20 protein-coding genes and 2 pseudogenes are annotated in these 17,185 nt (G+C 69.4%); 10 read left to right on the forward strand and 12 right to left on the reverse strand.

Features of this window, described 5'->3' with window-relative positions; all coding sequences use genetic code 11:
• The first annotated feature begins 85 nt into the window (after nucleotides 1–85).
• Nucleotides 86–295, forward strand: a complete 210-nt coding sequence (locus HEP81_RS00965) for a GNAT family N-acetyltransferase (protein WP_051850788.1) — start codon at nucleotides 86–88, stop codon at nucleotides 293–295.
• 156 nt (nucleotides 296–451) lie between these two features.
• Nucleotides 452–706 (forward strand): NUDIX hydrolase, encoded by a 255-nt coding sequence (locus HEP81_RS41060; RefSeq protein WP_243279762.1) that lies wholly within the window; start codon nucleotides 452–454, stop codon nucleotides 704–706.
• Nucleotides 707–923: 217 nt separating this feature from the next.
• Here HEP81_RS41060 and HEP81_RS00975 read toward each other — a convergent pair.
• The 8 genes and pseudogenes from HEP81_RS00975 to HEP81_RS01010 all read right to left on the reverse strand — a co-directional run bounded on the left by HEP81_RS00975 (nucleotide 924) and on the right by HEP81_RS01010 (nucleotide 5,997).
• Nucleotides 924–1,798 (reverse strand): IS5 family transposase gene (locus HEP81_RS00975; RefSeq protein ID WP_207748323.1). Its coding sequence is split into 2 segments (ribosomal slippage): nucleotides 924–1,405 and nucleotides 1,405–1,798, totalling 876 coding nucleotides; the frame shifts between segments, so codons are not numbered across the junction.
• 893 nt (nucleotides 1,799–2,691) lie between these two features.
• Nucleotides 2,692–3,153: an anti-sigma factor antagonist gene (locus tag HEP81_RS00980; protein WP_106980105.1), complete on the reverse strand. Its 462-nt coding sequence runs from the start codon at nucleotides 3,151–3,153 to the stop codon at nucleotides 2,692–2,694.
• A gap of 63 nt (nucleotides 3,154–3,216) precedes the next feature.
• Nucleotides 3,217–3,418, reverse strand: a pseudogene (locus HEP81_RS42285) (IS630 family transposase); the annotation flags it as partial.
• Between the two features lie 26 nt (nucleotides 3,419–3,444).
• Nucleotides 3,445–3,756, reverse strand: a pseudogene (locus tag HEP81_RS42535) (transposase); the annotation flags it as partial.
• Nucleotides 3,657–4,334: a hypothetical protein gene (locus HEP81_RS00995; protein ID WP_037663781.1), complete on the reverse strand. Its 678-nt coding sequence runs from the start codon at nucleotides 4,332–4,334 to the stop codon at nucleotides 3,657–3,659. The gene HEP81_RS00995 and the pseudogene HEP81_RS42535, both read right to left, overlap by 100 nt.
• A gap of 469 nt (nucleotides 4,335–4,803) precedes the next feature.
• On the reverse strand, nucleotides 4,804–5,055 hold the full coding sequence (locus HEP81_RS01000; RefSeq protein ID WP_154821632.1) for a VOC family protein: 252 nt from the start codon (nucleotides 5,053–5,055) through the stop codon (nucleotides 4,804–4,806).
• A gap of 108 nt (nucleotides 5,056–5,163) precedes the next feature.
• On the reverse strand, nucleotides 5,164–5,343 hold the full coding sequence (locus HEP81_RS01005; RefSeq protein ID WP_037663783.1) for a hypothetical protein: 180 nt from the start codon (nucleotides 5,341–5,343) through the stop codon (nucleotides 5,164–5,166).
• Nucleotides 5,344–5,772: 429 nt separating this feature from the next.
• Nucleotides 5,773–5,997: a hypothetical protein gene (locus tag HEP81_RS01010; protein ID WP_157854670.1), complete on the reverse strand. Its 225-nt coding sequence runs from the start codon at nucleotides 5,995–5,997 to the stop codon at nucleotides 5,773–5,775.
• A gap of 233 nt (nucleotides 5,998–6,230) precedes the next feature.
• Between HEP81_RS01010 and HEP81_RS01015 the strand changes: the two genes are divergently transcribed.
• The 7 genes from HEP81_RS01015 to HEP81_RS01040 all read left to right on the forward strand — a co-directional run bounded on the left by HEP81_RS01015 (nucleotide 6,231) and on the right by HEP81_RS01040 (nucleotide 11,074).
• Nucleotides 6,231–7,151, forward strand: a complete 921-nt coding sequence (locus HEP81_RS01015; RefSeq protein WP_078967783.1) for a CDP-diacylglycerol diphosphatase — start codon at nucleotides 6,231–6,233, stop codon at nucleotides 7,149–7,151.
• Between the two features lie 157 nt (nucleotides 7,152–7,308).
• Nucleotides 7,309–7,488, forward strand: a complete 180-nt coding sequence (locus HEP81_RS01020) for a tectonin domain-containing protein (protein ID WP_051850716.1) — start codon at nucleotides 7,309–7,311, stop codon at nucleotides 7,486–7,488.
• A 391-nt stretch (nucleotides 7,489–7,879) separates the two neighbouring features.
• A complete protein-coding gene (locus HEP81_RS01025; RefSeq protein WP_037663784.1) occupies nucleotides 7,880–8,290 on the forward strand; it encodes a hypothetical protein in 411 nt (136 codons plus the stop codon).
• Between the two features lie 381 nt (nucleotides 8,291–8,671).
• Entirely contained in the window at nucleotides 8,672–9,103 is a 432-nt protein-coding gene (locus HEP81_RS01030; RefSeq protein ID WP_037663785.1) for a DUF4158 domain-containing protein, read from the forward strand.
• Nucleotides 9,001–9,474: a DUF4158 domain-containing protein gene (locus HEP81_RS41065; RefSeq protein WP_243279248.1), complete on the forward strand. Its 474-nt coding sequence runs from the start codon at nucleotides 9,001–9,003 to the stop codon at nucleotides 9,472–9,474. The genes HEP81_RS01030 and HEP81_RS41065 overlap by 103 nt, the downstream gene beginning before the upstream one ends.
• An 821-nt stretch (nucleotides 9,475–10,295) precedes the next feature.
• Nucleotides 10,296–10,517, forward strand: a complete 222-nt coding sequence (locus HEP81_RS01035) for a hypothetical protein (protein WP_037663790.1) — start codon at nucleotides 10,296–10,298, stop codon at nucleotides 10,515–10,517.
• Nucleotides 10,514–11,074, forward strand: coding sequence for a GNAT family N-acetyltransferase (locus HEP81_RS01040; protein WP_051850725.1), 561 nt, complete (start codon nucleotides 10,514–10,516; stop codon nucleotides 11,072–11,074). Before HEP81_RS01035 ends, HEP81_RS01040 begins: the two co-directional genes overlap by 4 nt.
• 21 nt (nucleotides 11,075–11,095) lie before the next feature.
• Here HEP81_RS01040 and HEP81_RS01045 read toward each other — a convergent pair whose 3' ends face one another.
• Nucleotides 11,096–12,316 carry an ATP-grasp domain-containing protein gene (locus HEP81_RS01045; RefSeq protein ID WP_051850717.1) on the reverse strand — a complete coding sequence of 407 codons (1,221 nt, stop codon included), beginning with the start codon at nucleotides 12,314–12,316 and terminating at the stop codon, nucleotides 11,096–11,098.
• A gap of 64 nt (nucleotides 12,317–12,380) precedes the next feature.
• Complete coding sequence (locus HEP81_RS01050; RefSeq protein WP_037663791.1) at nucleotides 12,381–13,697, reverse strand: MFS transporter; 1,317 nt, start codon at nucleotides 13,695–13,697, stop codon at nucleotides 12,381–12,383.
• A 112-nt stretch (nucleotides 13,698–13,809) separates the two neighbouring features.
• On the opposite strand from HEP81_RS01050, the gene HEP81_RS01055 reads away from it, so the two are divergent.
• Nucleotides 13,810–14,709: a phytanoyl-CoA dioxygenase family protein gene (locus HEP81_RS01055; protein ID WP_037663805.1), complete on the forward strand. Its 900-nt coding sequence runs from the start codon at nucleotides 13,810–13,812 to the stop codon at nucleotides 14,707–14,709.
• 102 nt (nucleotides 14,710–14,811) lie between these two features.
• Here the strand turns inward: HEP81_RS01055 and HEP81_RS01060 are convergent, their stop codons facing one another.
• Entirely contained in the window at nucleotides 14,812–15,930 is a 1,119-nt protein-coding gene (locus HEP81_RS01060) for a hypothetical protein (protein WP_037663792.1), read from the reverse strand.
• Between the two features lie 49 nt (nucleotides 15,931–15,979).
• On the reverse strand, nucleotides 15,980–17,149 hold the full coding sequence (locus tag HEP81_RS01065) for a GNAT family N-acetyltransferase (protein WP_037663793.1): 1,170 nt from the start codon (nucleotides 17,147–17,149) through the stop codon (nucleotides 15,980–15,982).
• Nucleotides 17,150–17,185: the final 36 nt, after the last annotated feature.

Genomic DNA, 17,185 nt, shown 5'->3' on the forward strand with positions numbered 1-17,185 from the left:
GGAGGCCCTGACCGGCCGAGGAGCGAGCGGACATAGGCGGAGCCGATGAAACCGGCTCTGCTGGGGCCTGGCCACCCGGGTACACATGGTGGCCGCCCGCCCGGAATTCCGGCGCCGCGGCTACGCCCGCACAGTGGTCACCGCGCTGCTCGACCACCTCGCTGACGCCGAGGGCGTCACCTTGTTCGAGCTCCACGCCGGCGTGGAGGCCCAGCCGCTCTATCGGAAGCCCGGCTTCAGGGGGCATACGACGCTGATGCGCAGGACACGTCCCAACCGCAGCGGGCACCCGTGAGAGCGGCACTGCGCGTATGCCGCCCGAGGAGTACGCCGAGACGGCCTTGCGGGCCACCGCGTTCGCGTGCGTCTACTTCACCGACGCGGACGACCGGCCGTCCAACTGCACTCCGTCTACTCCCACGCCCATCCGTGGCAGCTGGTCGGCGGCACGATGGACATCGGCGAGCGGCCCTACGAAACGGCTGTGCGAGAGTGCCAGGAGGAGACCGGCCTGACCGCGCCCGGGCCGCCCCGGCTGCTGGCCACCGCGTACGGACTGCTCGGCGCCCAGTGGCCCCATAGCACCATCGGCATGGTCTTCGACGGCGTCCGACTCACGGCGGCGCAAATCCGCGGCACCGCCCCTCGACCCGAAGGAGCACGACCAGTTCCGTATACCTGTCCCCGGACGAGTGGAAAGCCCTGATGCGGCCCGTGACTTCGCGCGACCGAGCGCGGTGGAGGGGGCCCGCCGCACCGGCGTGGCCGCGTACTTCGGCATCTGGGACTGGGGGAATGAATGAGCAGCAGCAGCAGCATCGTGGTGGTATCCCGCGCCGACTGGTCCGTGCACTACGACAGGGGTCGGGCCTCCATCGGCTCGGGACGAGGAGAAGGGCTAGGGCGTGTTGTGAAAGTGCTGGTCAAAGCCACTCGTTGATGGCTGCGACCAGCACTGTCGCTTCGTAGCGGACGGCGAGTTTGTCGTACCGAGTGGCGACGGCCCGGTGGCGTTTGAGCCGGTTGATCCCGCACTCGACCGCGTGCCGCTGCCTGTAGTCGTCCTTGTCGAACGCCGGTGGACGCCCGCCGCGCGAGCCGCGCTTGAGGCGGTTGCGGACGCGGTCCGCAGGGACTGGGATGGTGGCTTTGATGCCGCGTCTGCGCAGGTAGGAGCGGTTGCTGCGGGAGTCGTACGCCTTGTCGGCCCGCACCCGGTCCGGCCTCTTGCGCGGCCTGCCGAGTCCCAGCCTCGGAACCCGGATGGCTTCCAGGACCGCTTCGAACTGCGGGGAATCGCCCCGCTGTCCAGCCGTGATCACGACGGACAAGGGCTTCTGCCCCTGCTCGACCGCGAGGTGGATTTTGCTGGTCAGCCCGCCGCGGGATCGTCCGAGACCGTGGTCGGCCGGCTCGACGAAGATCCCGCCGGGCGGTTCCTTCTGGAGATCCCCCTTTTCACCGCGCCGGCAGCGTGCTGGTGAGCCCGGCAGACGGTGGAGTCGACGTTCACGTCCCAGGTGACCAGGCCCTCCGCATCGGCCTCGGCCTGGAGCTGGGTGAGGATCCTCGCCCAGGTGCCGTCCCGCTGCCAGCGCCGGAACAGGTCATAAACCCGGTCCCACGGCCCGTAGCGTTCGGGCACGTCACGCCATGGGGCACCGGTCCGGGTCCGCCACCGTATGCCGTCTATCAGCTGCCGCCGCGTCCACACCTGCGGACGACCCGGCTTGATGCCTTGCGGCAGCAACGGCTCAAGCCGGGCCCACTGGCCGTTCGTCAGATCCCCACGTCCCACGAAAGGTGATCATCAACGAACAAGATCCACTTTCGCAACAGACCCTAGATCGTCGAGCACGCGCCGCCTGACTCCCGCCACACCTCACCACACACGATTTCGTCGTGACCGGCAGCTTCACCAAGCCGGCCGCGAACCTGGCCAGAAAGCTCGACATGCACCTGGTCGACTGCAAGGACAGCTGCGGTGGGCGCTGAGCGTTCCGACTGCTCGACCTGCTTGAGCCGCACACCGCGCCGGCCACGTCCACTGCGGCTGTCGCTTCGGGACAGCACGGGGGCCGCTGGCGAAGCGGCGGCCACAGCTGGCTGAGGAAGGCCCGGCTGGGTCAGGAGTCTTGCCGTCAGCCGCTCGCCCAGGGCGGCGCCCTGTTCCCTTGTCGGATTCTGGCGGTGTGCTCCACGTGGCATCCGGGCAGCGCTGCTCGGTCCCGTCGACGACGCAGTAGCGGCAGGTGGCGGTGCTCAAGCACTTCCCCGCCACCGAGCGGCGACCGGCCTGGACGCAGCAGTAGCCGCAGGGCCGACACCACGATCCTGGCAATTCGCAGGAGGTCGGCGGGCAAACATCAGGAACGCGCCACGGATCGGCCCGCCCGTCCCGTGCGTGGGCGGGAGGGCCGCCGGCACGGTGACTCGCCCGGCGCCGGGCTGTCCAGGCCTACGTGACCGGCGTTCCAGAGGCGGACAACCGCCCGGTGCGTCCAGCAGGGAGGGGCGCCGTCGAGCGGTTCTGACCGACGACGCCGGGCCTGCACCGGAACACCTGGCGCGGCACTTGCCATCTGGGCGTCAGCCCTTGATCACGACCCTGGCGGCGCCAGACCAACGGCACCGGCCCGGGTGTGCCTCTGCTGCCTGCCACGGCTTACGCGCTTGGTCTTTCGTCGTCGATCAAGACTTGTCGCACGACGCGCTATGCGACACCTCGTCTCTCCCGCCGAGGAGAGCCTCACAGGCCGCGTCCGCTGTGTCGAATATCCGGCAGGTCATGCCGACCCCGGTCAGGTCGAGAACACGTCGCACCACTTGGGTGGGCGCGGCCAGGGACATGGACCCGTCGATGTGCCGCATCTCGTTGACGGTCCGTACGATGACGCGCAGCCCGGAGGAGTCCATGAACGGCACGTTCGCCAGATCCAGCACGAGATGACGTCGTCCGTGCACCACCTGGCCGGCCAGTTGGTGCTGAAGGGCGAGTCCGGTGTCGGTGTCGAGCTCTCCGCAGACGGTGATGACAGCGGCGTCGGAGCTGATCACAGCCACCTCGACGCCCAGACCTTCTGGTTCGCTCACAAGTTCTCCTCGCTCGGGTGCTACGACAGCAGCCCGGCTACCCCGTCCGACGACGTTCATCCACGCTGGACGCGGTTTCCCGGCCGGGCCGGCCTCATCGACACCCACTGCGCGCGTCGCGCGGTGATCGAGCCCTTCGCCCGCGCCGGTTTCCGCCTCGAACCGGTTGAGCCAGGAGCTGTCAGTCGAGGTGTAGGCGATCTCCACATTGTTCGCCTCTGCTCAGGTCCCGACGCGCTGGCATCGCCTGGTCGTCAGAAGGTGAGTAGTTGTCGCAGATGATCGTGATACGCGTGCCGGCCGGGTGGAGGGAGCACAGGTAACGGCTAGGTTCTGTCGTCTACTGATGGTGCGGCGGCCGGTGTCCGCGTCCCACTCCTTGGGCAGGAACAGCCGCCACTGCAGCGGGCAGGAGGCGGTGTCGCCGGCGGCGTGGACGCTGACCGCGACCTGGCAGTTGGCGCGTTTGCCCGTGGCCCCGCAGTACCGCGGGGCCACGGCGACCGACATTCTTCCGTCCTCGGGCAGCGACACGTCGTCGATCACCCAGGCCGTCGGGGCGATTAGGACGGGGGCAGGCCCAGCTTGGACAACGCAGTCGTCCAGTCGTTGACGATGGCCTGCTGCGCGGCGCGGAGGGTCACCTTCCCGGAGCAGACCGCGGTGTGCAGCTTCGACTCCACCGGGTCCTTCCGGTTGTTCACGCCCGAGCCGGCCCTGTGCGCGGGGTCAGGGGGCTCGACCCACAGGTTGCGGGCGTCGTTCGGGTCACCGCCGAGCTCGAGGGAGATCAGGTGGTCGTACTCGGCGTCGCCGAGACGGCCGGTGTACTTGTAGGAGGCGGCGTTCGCGCGCTTCTCCTGGCCAGTCACAGTCTCCGGGGGCCGGATGCCCTTGGTGTAGCCGCCGCTACGGCAGATCGTCGACGCCAACGTCGTCTGCGTCACCGCCGGCGAAGTGGCGCCCGGCGTGCACGCGGGGTCCTCACGGGGCTCGCCCTTCTCGTACCGATAGCGGCAACTGCCCGCGGCCGGCTGTCGCTGCACCGTGTACGTCTTCTGCGGCCCCGCACCCACCGGGATCTTCGCCGCCCCTGCGGGTGCACCCGTGCCGGACGGTCCCGCCGCCGGCGCACCGCCCTTGCCCGAGGCAGCCGACCCGGATGGCGACGCGGACGAACAACCCGTCAGCAGCAGGCAGGACAGCAGCACCGGCGGCACCGAACGGCGGACAAAACCCATGACGACCCCTCACGGACGACCAGCGGCCAACCACATGCTCCCCCTCCCGGCGGTTTCGCTACCCTCCGCGGCCGGGTGCACAGATGTGCGTGGTGTGCAGTGCACTCCGACGCGGCTGCGTACGTTCTGGTCTGGCATGTGCGGGCGGTGCCGCCCTGGCCGCGATATTCGGTCCACCTACGCGGTGGGACGGGGCAGTTCCCCGGCGGGGCGGCCGCCGGCGCCAAGCGTCCGCCGTACGGTCGGGGTCGTCGCTGCGCGGGTGTTGAGAACACCTTGCTTCGACCACTTCACCTGGCTCGTGGTGCGGGCCGTGGGGCGTGCACGGGGAGTTCGGGCCGGCCTGGCACTTCGGGCAAGTGACCTCCTCTCCCATGCCAGATCCGAGCTGCCGGGCACGTGGTCTCCTGCGTTTCCCGCTCTGCCCTGCGTCGCCGAGGAGGCCGGGCTTTGCCTGGGGCAGGCGGTGTCATGCTTCGTGGTCGGGGTCGAGTACCACTCTGAACCTGTTGCCTTCCGGATCGGTCATCAGGGCTTCGACGCCGTCGTGGAGTTCCACGAGAGAGGCGCCCTTGGCGGTCAGCGTCTGGACCTGTTCGGCGAGCGCTCCGACGAGGACGGTGACGACCGGCAGCACTGCCGGAGATTCCGCTTGGCCGACGCTGTATGCGCCATGGCCGGGGATGCTGCCCCAGAACCTGATCATTTTCTCGGGGTCCACGGCTTCAAAGTGAACATGCATGCTCGCTGTCTGCCTTTCATCTGTGCGACTGAAACCGGTAACGGCCCGTCGAATCGCTCGGCAGGCCGTTACGGGTGAGCGGGCTTTTCAGCAGTCGATCACGGTGTTGTGCGAGTCCGCGATTCCGGGCGTGCTGAAGCGTCCGCGGTACTCGACCTGAAGGGTCACCTGGGTGTTGTACGTCTCCTTGTGGCCGTCATGCACGCACTTGAGCCCCGGGGCGGTGTAGCGCCCGCTGCACTTCGTCCACCCGCTGCCCTTGTGCATCACCGCGTGCGCACACTTGCTGTCGGGGACAAGGACCCACTGGTGAGCACGGCGCCGAACCCGCCATGTCCGACGCGCCTTCATAATCTACGGAACGAGCGGGCCCAGCGCGAATGAGGGAAGGATTCTTTTTGGCTTCATATCCGGTAGCAGTCGTCTGCGGGCAGGATCAGCCGGTAAATGCTGCCGTGTCGGTGGCGGATGTCGGCGACCGTGGCGTGACGCGGCTCGTGTACGTGCCGGTGCAGGCCGGGACTCTCCTCTGGCTCCGGCAGGGTGTGGATGCGGTTGTCCCAGTCGAGGACGCGCCCTGCGCGGACCCTGTCTCCACCGTGAGGTCCAAGTCGAGCAATGGCTTCACCATTGCGACAGTCCGAGGCCTATCAGGATCAGGACCCCTGAGAGCCACCAAAGCCTCCAACAAGGGCCTCACGTTCTCCCATCCCGGCCCCGGCACGAATCGCCCAAGAAGAACGGCTGGTCATAGCCGTACTCACTCAGCTCACCGAGCAGGTTGTCACCCTGCCGAAGCTGCCACTGCATCACGACCTGCCCCGTCCTCAACCACTCAGCCGAGAACGCATCCTCGCAGCGCGCAACCACCCGGCCAAACGGCATTCTGAAATGATCAGTTAGTTGATGCAGGTCGTCCATGACCGCAGCGAGTAGCCGCTCATGGACGTCCATGCGGCCGCAGAGGCGGGGGGAGCGGGCGAGACCGGGCCGGCGTCCAGGTCACGCGGTCAGCCGGGGCGATCCGGGTGCCGCGCCCGGTGGAGGTTCCACACGCTCACTCATTCAGCCGACGGGTGGAGTCACCGCAAATCAATTTCCGGCACATATTCTGCGAAAAACCCCGTCGGCGCCCACTCCATCGGAGATCAGAAATGCATGACCAGCAGGATGCGAAGGAATTCCCCCGGCGTCAATTCGTCGCGCTGTCCGGTGCCCTCGGTGCCGCGACGGTCCTGACGGGCGCGGCCGCGACGGTCGGCGGTTCCGCTGCGGCGGCGAGCGGTCTCGATGCTGGTCCGACCTCCGACTCGTGCCCCACAACGCCTCCCCCGGGCGGCACCAGCCCGTGCCCGCCTACTAGCCTCCAGGGCATCTGCGGCCGGCCCACGGACAACGATCCGCTGTGGCACGACGTCCAGTACTGCACCAGCGGAATCGTCCCCCCGCCGCCGCAGCCCAAGCCGGACTGCCTGAAGGTGACATCGAATTACGTCGTGCTGCACGGGCAGCCGGAGACGACACACAACTATCTCCTGTCGCCGACGTGCCGGGTCACGGGCATCGAGTGCCCGTTCCTCGTGACCAGCGGGCCGCCCAACTACTGGAACGAGGCGTGGCAGAACGCGCGCAGCGGCGGAGACGTCCCCGTGCAGTACCCGAACATCGGCCTGGGCATCAACTCACAGACCGCCCGCCGCTTCAATCAGCTCCACATCCACATGGCCGGCGTCCGGGCGAGCACGCAGCTGCGCCTCCAGGAACTCGAGTCGCAGGGCCGCATGGCCACGTCCCCCTCCCAGTGGGCGAACCCGGCCAACCAGGCCGCCGTCACGGGCTCGGCGGGCGACCGCGTGTACCGCATCCTCCGGCTCCCCAACCTCCAGGACAACCTCTTCGGCCTGCTCTACACGAACGTCGTCCGCCCCAACTCGCTGAACATGGCCGACCAGACGATCATCGTGGTCCCGAAGATGACCGCCGCCGGGTTCGCGGGTGCCTTCTACGTCCTCAACAGCGACACGTCGATCCACGACGGCACGAGCACATGCGACTACCTCCTCGTGTACAGCTGACGCACCTGTGCCGGGCGACCACTAGGGTCCTTCGTTTGGATCAGGCCGGATCAGCCCGGCAAGATCCAAACGAGAGGCCCTAGCTGGGTTTCATGGCTGATTGGGTGAAGGTCGCGGGCGGCCTCGCGGCGATCTCAGCAGGGTCCAGGACGACGGTGTGGGGGTGGACTCCGCCGGCGACGTCTACCGGTACACCAACTTCGACGCCAGCGGCACCAACCCGTGGATCGAGATCCCCGGCACCGCCACCGACATCACGGCCGGCGCCGATGGCAACGCGTGGCATGTCAACAGCGCGGGAGACATCTACCGCTACACCGGCGACCAGCCCAGCTGACCCCCGCCCCGACGCAACATGCGGGCTCCCGGCCGAAATGCCGACAGCCCGCACCGGCGTCCGGGTGTTCACCAGTGATGTGAAGCGAGAGCAGGGCAGGCCTCCTCAGGTGGTCGGCGACTGACGTGGTCGGGCCGTGTTCCTGGTAGCCGAGCACAGCAGGCGAGACCGGCTGATCTGGTTCGGCGTCAATCGCCGAGGGGCGCCGCCTTATTTACATAGATATACCTTTTAACTCACATTGGTTCTGATACAGGTTTTTTCCTCGAAGGCCGGCACATGACGGAAGGATGTTGTCGGGCTGGCCGTTCGGCCTGCTTGCCTCGCTGTAAGGAGACCGCACATGCTTCGCGCTTCTTCTCGCCGCCGCGCCGCCGGGCTAGCAGCGGCGATGGCCGCTGTCGCCCTCCTGCCCATGGCCTCCGCTGCACCGGCGAGCGCCCAGACACTGCCGGCGCACGTGTGGTACGTCCAGCAGGACGGCTGGGGCAACACGAAGTACGACGTCACCTTCAATGGCATCGTCAGTCCTGACGGCCCCGAGCACTACACGATCGACGGAGAGCTGGACGGCTACTGCTCACACGGTGCCGCCACCCGCCAGTCCGTCACCTTCGGCTACAGGAACTGGAACGGAACGTGGCACTACAAGAGCGCCTGGTGCGATGAGACGCCGGTCCACATCTCCGTGCGGGGCACCCGGCATGACGGAGGCTCGGTGGAAATGATCGTGGGAGCGACCAGCGGTGTCTTCAACCTCTACGACTACGGGCCGGTGGAGTTCTACAAGATCGGTTACTGACCGGCGCCGTAGCGGCGCAGTCCGCCTGGTGAACCGCGGGCCTGCTGCGTCCAGCGCCGCGCCCGCCTCATGCGGGCCCTGTACACGCGGCTCGACCGTCTCCCCAAACCTCTCCCGGCCATACGCAACCCGAGAGAGTCCGCCCCACAGACGCCCCCAGCCGTCACGCAGGCAAGAGACCGGGCCCCAGATCCCAGGTCGGGGGTTGAGGAACATCGGAACGGAAACCGATGCTAAGCCATCCCCGTTCTCCGGAGCCCGTCGACCTGTGCTTCCGTGGTGGTCGAACCTCTGGCGGTCGTGTTGATCAACTGTCTGGGGGTCCGGGGTGCCGGTCGGATTTCTGACGGATGAGCAGGCCTCGGGGCACGCGGCGTTCCGGTGGGGGGCACCGGCCCGCGCGAGCTGGAGCGGTTCTTCTTCCTGGACGACACGGACCGGGAGCTGGTCGAGTCGAAGCGGCGCTCGCACAACAGGATCGGCTTCGCCGCCCAGCTGACGACCGTGCGCTACCTCGGGATGTTCCTGAACGACCCCACCGACATCCCGCTGGGAGTGGCCAACTACCTTGCCGAGCAACTGGACATCGAGGACGCCCCGGTGCTCAAGGCGTACAGCGAGCGGGAGAACACCCGGCTGGACCATGTGCGAGAGCTGCGGCGGCTGCTGGAGTTCCGGGAGTTCGCCGAGGTCGAGCCCGAGGTGCGGGCGTGGGTGACGCGCCAGCCCGGACGACCGGCGAGGGGCCGAAGGCGCTGTTCGACGCGGCGGTGGGGTGGCTGCGCGAGCGGCGGGTGCTGCTGTCGAGGATGACGACAGTGGCCCGGCTGGTGGCGTCGGTGCGGGAGGCGGCGAACCAGCGGCTGTGGGACAGCCTGCGCGGCATGCTGACGCCGGGACAGCGGGCGGTGCTGGACGACCTGCTGGCGGTGCCGGTGGGCAGCGGGTCTCGGAGCCGGACCGGTGCGGGTGTCGGGGCCGCAGACGAACGGCCTCGGGAAACATCGGTACGGCGGTTGATCGACAGCGCGTGCAACGCGACGTTGGTCGGCCCGAACACCGTCCAGGCGATGTTGCTGCTATCGGGCACAGCGCGCGCCGCCGGCGACGCACGCTCCCTCAGCCGCTCACGCGCCTCCCACCACCGCCGGCGCCGAGCCGCCCCAACCACCGCGACGAGCTGAAGCGCCCCACCCATGGCCGTCCGCTCCACCTCCGGCATCTGGGCGACGGCGACTTGCTCAGCGGCGCGCAATGCCAGTTCCTCAGCCTCGACCGGCTGCCCCGCGGCGAGCAGGACGTGGCCCAGCTTCCACTGGGCGGCAGCGATGCGCAGTGGATCGTCGGCGTCCTCGGCTGCGCGCACGGCCCGGTCCGCGGCGAGAGGCGCCAAGTCGACACGCCCTGTGCGACGCAGGTACGAGCGGAGCAGGCAGTACAGATCGGCTGCAGACCGCAGTACAGCCCGTCGTTCAACCTCATCCGTGCCAGCGCGCGCCGCGCGGACGGCGTGCTCGACGTCGGCCACGAGAGTGGGCAGCGTCACGGCGGCCTGCGTGAATCGGTCCCCGGCGGTCTGCCAGCTCGTCCACGCCGCCTCAACCCGGTGCCGCAGCACGGCCGCCCCCACCGGTCCACTGCTGCACACGGGCCCGTACCCGAGCAGAGCGCGGCCTACCGCGGCCTCGGCCGTGTCCATACTCGCCTCCGCCGTGGGCTCTTACTCCGACAGCAGTGCGGAAGCCGGGACGCCGAGCTCCTGCGCGAGGGCGTACAGGGATCGGCAGCAACGGCACCTTGAGCCCGCGTTCGGTCTGGGACAGGTAATCCGGGCTGATGCCCACCAGCCCGGCAACGGCGTCCTGCCGTCGTCCGCCGCGGTAGTGCCTGGTCCTGTCCCCGATGGGGAGATCTGCTGCAAGCACGCGCCATCTCCTGCCTGTGTGCTCCGAGCGCAGGGTGCCCGGCATATGGGGACTCGGCGCCGGGGCGAGATGAGACACAGGTGTTGGGACTTGTGTTGTGGGACATCTGGGCCTGGACCGGCGCCTACGCCAAACTGCCCGACGCCGACCACCCGCACCTGGCCGCGGCGCGCGCGGAGTTGCCCCTGATGGCGGGCGGCTCGTTCGAGTCGGCGTGGGTTCGGCCCCGGTTCGTCGCCGCCACGCGAGAGCGGTCCCGCCGTGGTTTCATTCTGGGGTGGAACAACCGGTGCGGCCCATGACGGAAGAGGCTTCCGGCTGCGGTGTACGGCGGCGCGAGGACGCGGATCTCGACGCCTGCGTGGAGCTGCTGGCCGAGGTGCACAAGCGGGACGGCTACCCGGAGAACTGGCCCGAGCGTCCCGGTGACTGGCTGGCCCGGCCCGCCCTGTTCGCCGCCTGGGTGGCCGAGCTGGAGGGCCGGATCGTCGGTCATGTCGGCCTGTCCGAGGGCGGGGTGGAGGACCGGGCGCCGGGCCTGTGGAGCCGCCGGGCCGGGACGCCCGTCGAGGCGACCGCCGTGATCAGCCGGCTGTTCGTGTCCCCCGCGCTGCGCGGCCGGGGGGTCGGCGCCCTGCTGATGGAGCGGGCCGCGGGCGAGGCCCGGCGGCGACGGCGCCATCCGGTCCTGGACGTGCTGACGTCCGACACCTCGGCCGTGGCCCTGTACGAACGGCTGGGGTGGACCTTGCTGGACACCGTCGACCAGCGCTGGGGCCCCACCGAGACGGTGACGGTGCACTGCTATGCCGCGCCCGTCACCCCCAGCGGCGAGCGGCGGGCCCCGTCCGGGCCATGAGCCGGATGCCGCCGTCGCGGGTCACTCGAAGGTGAAGGTGAAGACCGAGCGGACCTGTTCGGCGATCTCATGGAGATCGGCGACGCCCTCCGCGATGATCATGGCCTCGGCGAAGAAGTTCTCCCGCTCCATCGTCACCACCCGGAAGTTGTCGAACAGATAGCCGTCCACCACTCCGGGGATCCGCTTGAGCTCCTCGACGGGGGTGGCGCTCACCAGGGTGCCTACCCGGTCGGCCTCGAAGGGGAGCATGGCCAGCAACTCGCCCCCGCCGCGCGTCGCCCCCGCCAGGGCGTCGTCCAGCCGCTCGCCGAGCGCCATGCGGACCGACATGTCGATGGGGTCGACCCCGCAGGTCCGCTGGGTGGCCGCCCGGTACATCCGGCCACCGGGACGCGGGTTGATCTCGACCAGCTCACAGCTGCCGTCCGCGCGCGCCCGCCCTTCGACATGGAACCAGCTGCCCTCCAGGCCCAGAGAGGCGCAGAGGGTCCCGATCCGCTCCGACAGATCGCGCACGGCCTGCCGGACGTGCGCGGAGGGCGGGGGCGAGATGAGGAGTCCCGCGTCGTGGTGCCGCTGGTTGTCGTGCTCGGTCTTCTCGACCTCGAAGAGCGGGTGGAACAGGCCCTCCAGCACCGGACCGTCGACCGAGAACTCGACGCCGTCGATGTACTCCTCCACGATGGCGTCGGTGTCCGGGCCCATGATGTCGGCCAGGTCCTTGAGGCGGGAGCGGAGTTCCACGGCGTTCTCGGCGCGGCGGACGAGCCGTGAACCACCCGAGTCCTGATCGGGCTTGACGATGACGGGGTACGCGGTGACCGCCTCGACTTCCAGGGCGGCGACGGTTCCCGCGACGAACGGGAGCGAGGACAGGCCCCGTTCCGTCATGGCCGCCCGCACCCGCGCCTTGCTCAGCAGAACCTCCCGGCCGCGCTCCCCGCCCGGCAGCCCGTAGTGCCGCGCCGTACGCACCTGCCAGGAGATCAGCGAGTCGACGAAGTTGACGACGGCGGTCGGCTCCACGCCCGCCGCGTCGACCGCCGCCACCAGCTCCGCCAAGCTCGCCTGCTCCCAGTCGACGACGATGTGGGCCGCGCAGTGATCGCGGTTGACGTCCTTCGGCTCGTCGGAGACCAGGACGGGGCGGCGTCCCATGTCCGAGAGCATGCGCGAGACGAGGCGTACGCCGCCCTCGAAGCGCTTGGAGTAGATCAGGACATCTCGCTCAACAGCCACGTCGTTTCTCTCTCTGTGTCCGGGCAAAGGGGCGGGAGGTGATGCGGGGCGGGCGTGCGGCCGGTCAGGAGGTTGAGGGCCGCTCACCGGCGGTGTCCGCGGTCCGCGACCCCTCGCCCAGCACACGGGCCTGTTCGAGGGTGGTGGCGGAGCGCAGCGGCGAGAACATCAGCCAGAAGGAGACGCACAGGTACGAGGCCCCGACGATCCAGATGGCCCGGCCGGGCCCCAGCGCGTCGGCCAGCGCCCCACCGGCGAAGGCACCGAGCGGCAGCGTCCCGAGGGCCACCAGCCGGTAGCTCGCCGTGACCGCGCCCAACTGGTCCTCCGGCGGGATGGTCTGGCGCAGACTCACCGCGAAGACGTTGAAGAGCGCCACTCCGAAGCCGTTCACGACGAAGGCGAGGGCGAAAAGGGTCACCAGGACGACGGTACCGAGGTCGAAGACCGCGACGGCGGGGACGAGGAGCAGGCCCACGGCGGCCAGGACCACGCCCCAGGTGAGCGCCCTGCCCACGGTGAACCGGGCGCCGATGCGGGCGGCCACCAGCGAGCCGACCAGCGCGCCGACGCTGCCGATGCCGATGGCCACGCCGATGGTGGTGCCGTCGAGGCCCAGCTCGCGGACGGCGAAGACCAGGAAGACGGTCAGGAAGCACTGCTCGTGCAGGTTGGACAGGCCCGCCTGGGTGCACAGGTCGCGCAGCGGCCGCAGGGACCAGGTGTACCGCAGCCCCGTACCGATCGAGCGCAGTGCCGACTGCCGCGGCACCCCGGGGGCCTTGACGCCGCGGAGGAGTGATCCGCTGAACGCCGCGCCCGCGAAGAGCGCGGCGGTGACGGCACAGGTCGACGAGAGCCCCGCCCTTCCCACCAGGAAGCCCGCCGCCGAGGGGCCGGCGAGCTGACTGATGGAGTAGGTGGCCTGGTGCAGTCCGTTGGCCGAGGAGATGGCGTCCACCGGGACGATCTTGGGGAGGACGGACTGGTAGGCCACCTCGTAGAAGACGGTGGCCGTGCCGATGACCGCGGCAGCCGCCACGACCTGAGTGGCCGTCAGCCCCCCGGCGGCCTGGGCGAGGCCGAGGAGCCCCAGCGCGGCGCCCCGCACCAGGCTGGTGAGCACCAGCGTACGGCGGGGCGGGTGGCGGTCGACCACCATCCCGGCCACCAGCGACAACAGGACGACCGGGACGAACTGCACGGCGGAGATGAGGCCCACCTCGGTACCGCTGGCGTGCAGGGCGGTCACCGCGACCAGTGGGAGCAGGAAGTTGGTCAGCTGGGCCCCGAAGTGGGCGGCGGACTCCCCTGTCCATACGTTTCGGAAATCCCTGTTCTCCTTGAGGAGAACTCGGATTTCGTCGTCTAGGATCGCCATCTCGTCCTTCGATCGCACCAATTTGAAAATGAACCTAGCACACGCCTCACCCATACGCTAGAGTGCGTTGCGGACCGACGGTTCGACAGACGTCCAGAGAGACGAGGATACGGTGTCGGAATATTCGGTATTGACAGAGGAAGAATTAAAGCTGCTGCCGTCGGACGAGGATGTCCTGCGCTACGAGAAAAACGGCTGGTATCTATCGCAGAAGCTCCTCAGCGACGCGGAGACCGAGGCTCTGACCGAAGCCAGCGAGCGCTTCTACGCAGGTCACAGGGATCGCGAACTACCTGTTCGACCGGACCGGCTGGCCGACTGGTCCGCCGCCGACGGCGAGATCCAACGCAACAGCGACTACATTCATTACCGGGACGAGACCATCGCTGGAATTCTCCGTAAACCCCTCGTAGCAGCCGTGGCCGCACGATTGGCGAGAACTCCGGAGATACGCACCTTCCAGGCGACTCTCATTTACAAGCCGGCGGCCCCGGAAGAAACGTCGAACATTGTCTCCTGGCATTTCGACAAATACTTCTGGCCCACCTGCTCCTCCGACAACATGCTGACCGCCTTCATCCCTTTCCATGACTGCACGGAAGAGGCGGGCACCATCACGATGGTGCCGGGAAGCCACCGGTGGGAACGGCGCCACGGCGCCGAGCGACCGGCCGGCGATCCCGCCGACGTGGCCCGCGAATACCTGCTGGAGGGAGACGCGGAGCGCAACGGCGCCACCGTCGAACGGGTGCCCGTGCACATACCGCGGGGTCATATGACCTTCCACCACTGCCTCCTGTACCACGGCAGCGGGCCCAACCGCAGTCCGCACCCCCGCCGCGCGATCTCGTTCCACCTCCAGGACGGGTCCAACGCCTACCGGCACTACCGGAACTCCGACGGCCGCCAGCAGCCGTACAAGCACGACGTCCTGGTACGGCGGACCCCGTCCGGCGAACCGGACTACGCGGACCCGGAGTTCTGCCCCACCCTCTGGCCCGCCGGGGGATGAGGGCTCCGGCCCCCGGGACCCACGCGGGTCCCGGGGCCGAGGCTCGCCCGGGGTGCCGTACCGGTCGGCAGGCGCGTCACCCCGCGAAGTCCGTCGTACGGGTCACAGCGGGGTGATCCGGCCGAGCTCCCACTCCGCCTCGTCCATTCCGCCGCCGGCCTCGGCCCGCAGCGAGTCGGCGAGGGCCTGGTCGGCGGCGGTGTCGCGGGTCAGTCCCGCGCCCCGGACCAGCGGCAGCGGCAGCACCGCCGCCCAGACCGGATGGAGCCGCGCCCCGCGCCTGACCTTGGCCTCTACCGCCGACAGGCCCAGATGCAGGGTGTCGAGCCGGCGCCGCTCCATGTGCCGCAGCGGGCCGTAGTACACGGCGTTGAAGTACTCGTAGGCGCCCCGGGTGCGGGTGTAGTCGAACCCGGCCACCCGGGCGTAGAGCATCTCCCGCCAGGCGAAGGCGACATGCCCGCCGACCAGACCGCCCTCCTCGTCGACGACACGGAAGACCGTGCTGAGGCCGTCGAGGTGCTCGGCCTGGACCTTGAGGAACGCCCGGATCTCCGCCAGGTCCAGGGACGCGTCGTACCGGTCCATGGTCTGGCCGATCAGCGGCGCCAGTTCGTCCACGCACTCCGACAGGGGTGCCGTCGCCAGCGAGAGCCCGGCCTGTTCGAACTTGCGCACCTCGTAGTCACGTTTGCGGACGTTGTGTCCGAGCAGTCGGCGGTACGACTCGAAAGTGCCCTCCTCGTTGTGGATCACGGCCTCCGCGCTGCGCAGCTGTGCCCGGACCGGGAACAGAGCGGCGAGCGACCGCAGGCTGTCGGTGGTGAGGAAGTCGAAGAGGAGGGCGTCGCGGCCGAGCCGGGCGGCGTGGTCCGCCAGGCCCTCGACCAACTCGGTCAGGGCGGCCCGCCGTTCCGCCTCCGCTCCGGCGAGCAGGAATTCATTGTGGTAGCCGGTGCGGGTGCCGACGCGCAGGACCGCACGGTCGGCGGCGACCGGCGGAAGGGGCGGGGCGTTCTTCGCGGGGAAGTCGTAGGACGGCGTGGCGGCGAGCAGCCTGCCGTCCGAGGACACCACGGTGTAGGTGGCCGCGGCGAAGTCGGGGCGCTCCTGCCCGGCGAGCCAGCCGTGGCTCTGGTAGAAGCAGGAGGCGGGCACCAGGGAGTCCCAGGTGTCGCGTGCGATGTCGCCGATCGATGTCAGATGCCTGGTCTCGGTCATGGCCGGGGCCTCCTCGCGCACCGTTCGGTCCGCGGCGCGGTACGCGTCTTCACAGCTGCCAGTCCTTCGTGTCGACTCCGCCCACCACGTGCCGCGCGTACGCGGCCCCGAACGCCTCGGTCTCCTCGCGGTTGCGTTCCCGCACGGCGTCCGGGTCTGCCCCGAGGGGTCGGTCCACGCCCACGAGCACCGTGTACAGGGGAACCGGCTGGGCACCCCGGCTCAGCTTGGCCTCGAAGGTGCCGAGTCCGAGGTGGATGGCCCGGGTGGACCGGCCCGTCCCCTGCGCGATGGGGTGGTAGACGACCAGGTTGAAGTAGTCCGCCTTGTTCTCGTAGCCGTAGTCGAAACCGGCCACCCGGGCGTACAGCATGTCCTGGTGGCGGTAGCGCAGGGCGAAGCCGACGGGGTTCTCGCCCTCCTCGGCCAGCAGCAGGGTGCTGCGCTCCCCCAGGTGCCGTCCCTGCCTGCCGTAGACCTCCGCCGCCTTGGCGACCCCGTAGTCATGGCCGTGCTTGCGCATCAGCGCGCTGTTGAGGGGGGCGATGCGCTCCACGACCTCGGGCAGCGCCACCTCGCGCACGGTGCGCCCGCTCTCGCGGAAGGTGCGCACCTCACGCCGGGCACGGGGGCGCCGTTTCGCGGGGAGCCACGCGTAGTAGTCCTCCAGGTCCTCCCAGAGGCCGACCGGGAGCACCGTCTCCACGTCGTGGAAGAGGACGACGGCATCCTCGTGGGCGCGGGCGAGATCGAGCGCGTCCTCGCGGGGAAGGTAGTAGTAGGCGAGGACGGACGCCTCTGCCTTCCCGGCGAAGGCCAGGGCCTCGGACGTCAGGGCCTCGACGGCCGCCGCCCGCCGCTCGGGCCCGGCGTCCGGGTGGTGGACGACCTGGCCCCGGAACTCGGACCAGCCCGCGCCGATCGCCAGGGGCCGCGCGGCGACCGCCGCGCGGCGCTCCTCGTCGACGAGTCCGGCGAGCAGATCGGCGGGCGTGTAGAGCGCGTGCGGAGGCCGGGCGAACGTGTAGACCTCGAGGCCTGCCGCCATGGCGCCCTGGGCGTCATGGGCCGTGACGCGCCGGGCCCGCGCCCCGGGCGGAAGCTCTTCCTCACGTACGCCCTGGAAGCCCGCGGTCGAGTAGATGGTGGACCCGGACGTGAGAGAGTCCCAGTCGGCGCCGGGCAGCGCGCCGACTGTGTCGTAGGTGCGGACATCCATGGGTAACTCCCGACATTGACAAAAGGGTTGGTGCAT

This window comes from Streptomyces griseofuscus (assembly GCF_014673495.1).
Lineage (GTDB): Bacteria > Actinomycetota > Actinomycetes > Streptomycetales > Streptomycetaceae > Streptomyces > Streptomyces murinus.

Bases quoted from the DNA above. Each gene is read 5' to 3' on its own strand.
- HEP81_RS00980 (WP_106980105.1), bottom strand. From the start codon at position 3,153: ATGAACGTCGTCGGACGGGGTAGCCGGGCTGCTGTCGTAGCACCCGAG.
- HEP81_RS01010 (WP_157854670.1), bottom strand. From the start codon at position 5,997: ATGGACGACCTGCATCAACTAACTGATCATTTCAGAATGCCGTTTGGC.
- HEP81_RS01040 (WP_051850725.1), top strand. From the start codon at position 10,514: ATGACGGAAGAGGCTTCCGGCTGCGGTGTACGGCGGCGCGAGGACGCG.
- HEP81_RS01005 (WP_037663783.1), bottom strand. From the start codon at position 5,343: ATGCACAAGGGCAGCGGGTGGACGAAGTGCAGCGGGCGCTACACCGCC.
- HEP81_RS01025 (WP_037663784.1), top strand. From the start codon at position 7,880: ATGGCCGCTGTCGCCCTCCTGCCCATGGCCTCCGCTGCACCGGCGAGC.
- HEP81_RS01050 (WP_037663791.1), bottom strand. From the start codon at position 13,697: ATGGCGATCCTAGACGACGAAATCCGAGTTCTCCTCAAGGAGAACAGG.
- HEP81_RS01060 (WP_037663792.1), bottom strand. From the start codon at position 15,930: ATGACCGAGACCAGGCATCTGACATCGATCGGCGACATCGCACGCGAC.
- HEP81_RS01015 (WP_078967783.1), top strand. From the start codon at position 6,231: ATGCATGACCAGCAGGATGCGAAGGAATTCCCCCGGCGTCAATTCGTC.
- HEP81_RS41060 (WP_243279762.1), top strand. From the start codon at position 452: ATGGACATCGGCGAGCGGCCCTACGAAACGGCTGTGCGAGAGTGCCAG.
- HEP81_RS00965 (WP_051850788.1), top strand. From the start codon at position 86: ATGGTGGCCGCCCGCCCGGAATTCCGGCGCCGCGGCTACGCCCGCACA.
- HEP81_RS00995 (WP_037663781.1), bottom strand. From the start codon at position 4,334: ATGGGTTTTGTCCGCCGTTCGGTGCCGCCGGTGCTGCTGTCCTGCCTG.
- HEP81_RS01065 (WP_037663793.1), bottom strand. From the start codon at position 17,149: ATGGATGTCCGCACCTACGACACAGTCGGCGCGCTGCCCGGCGCCGAC.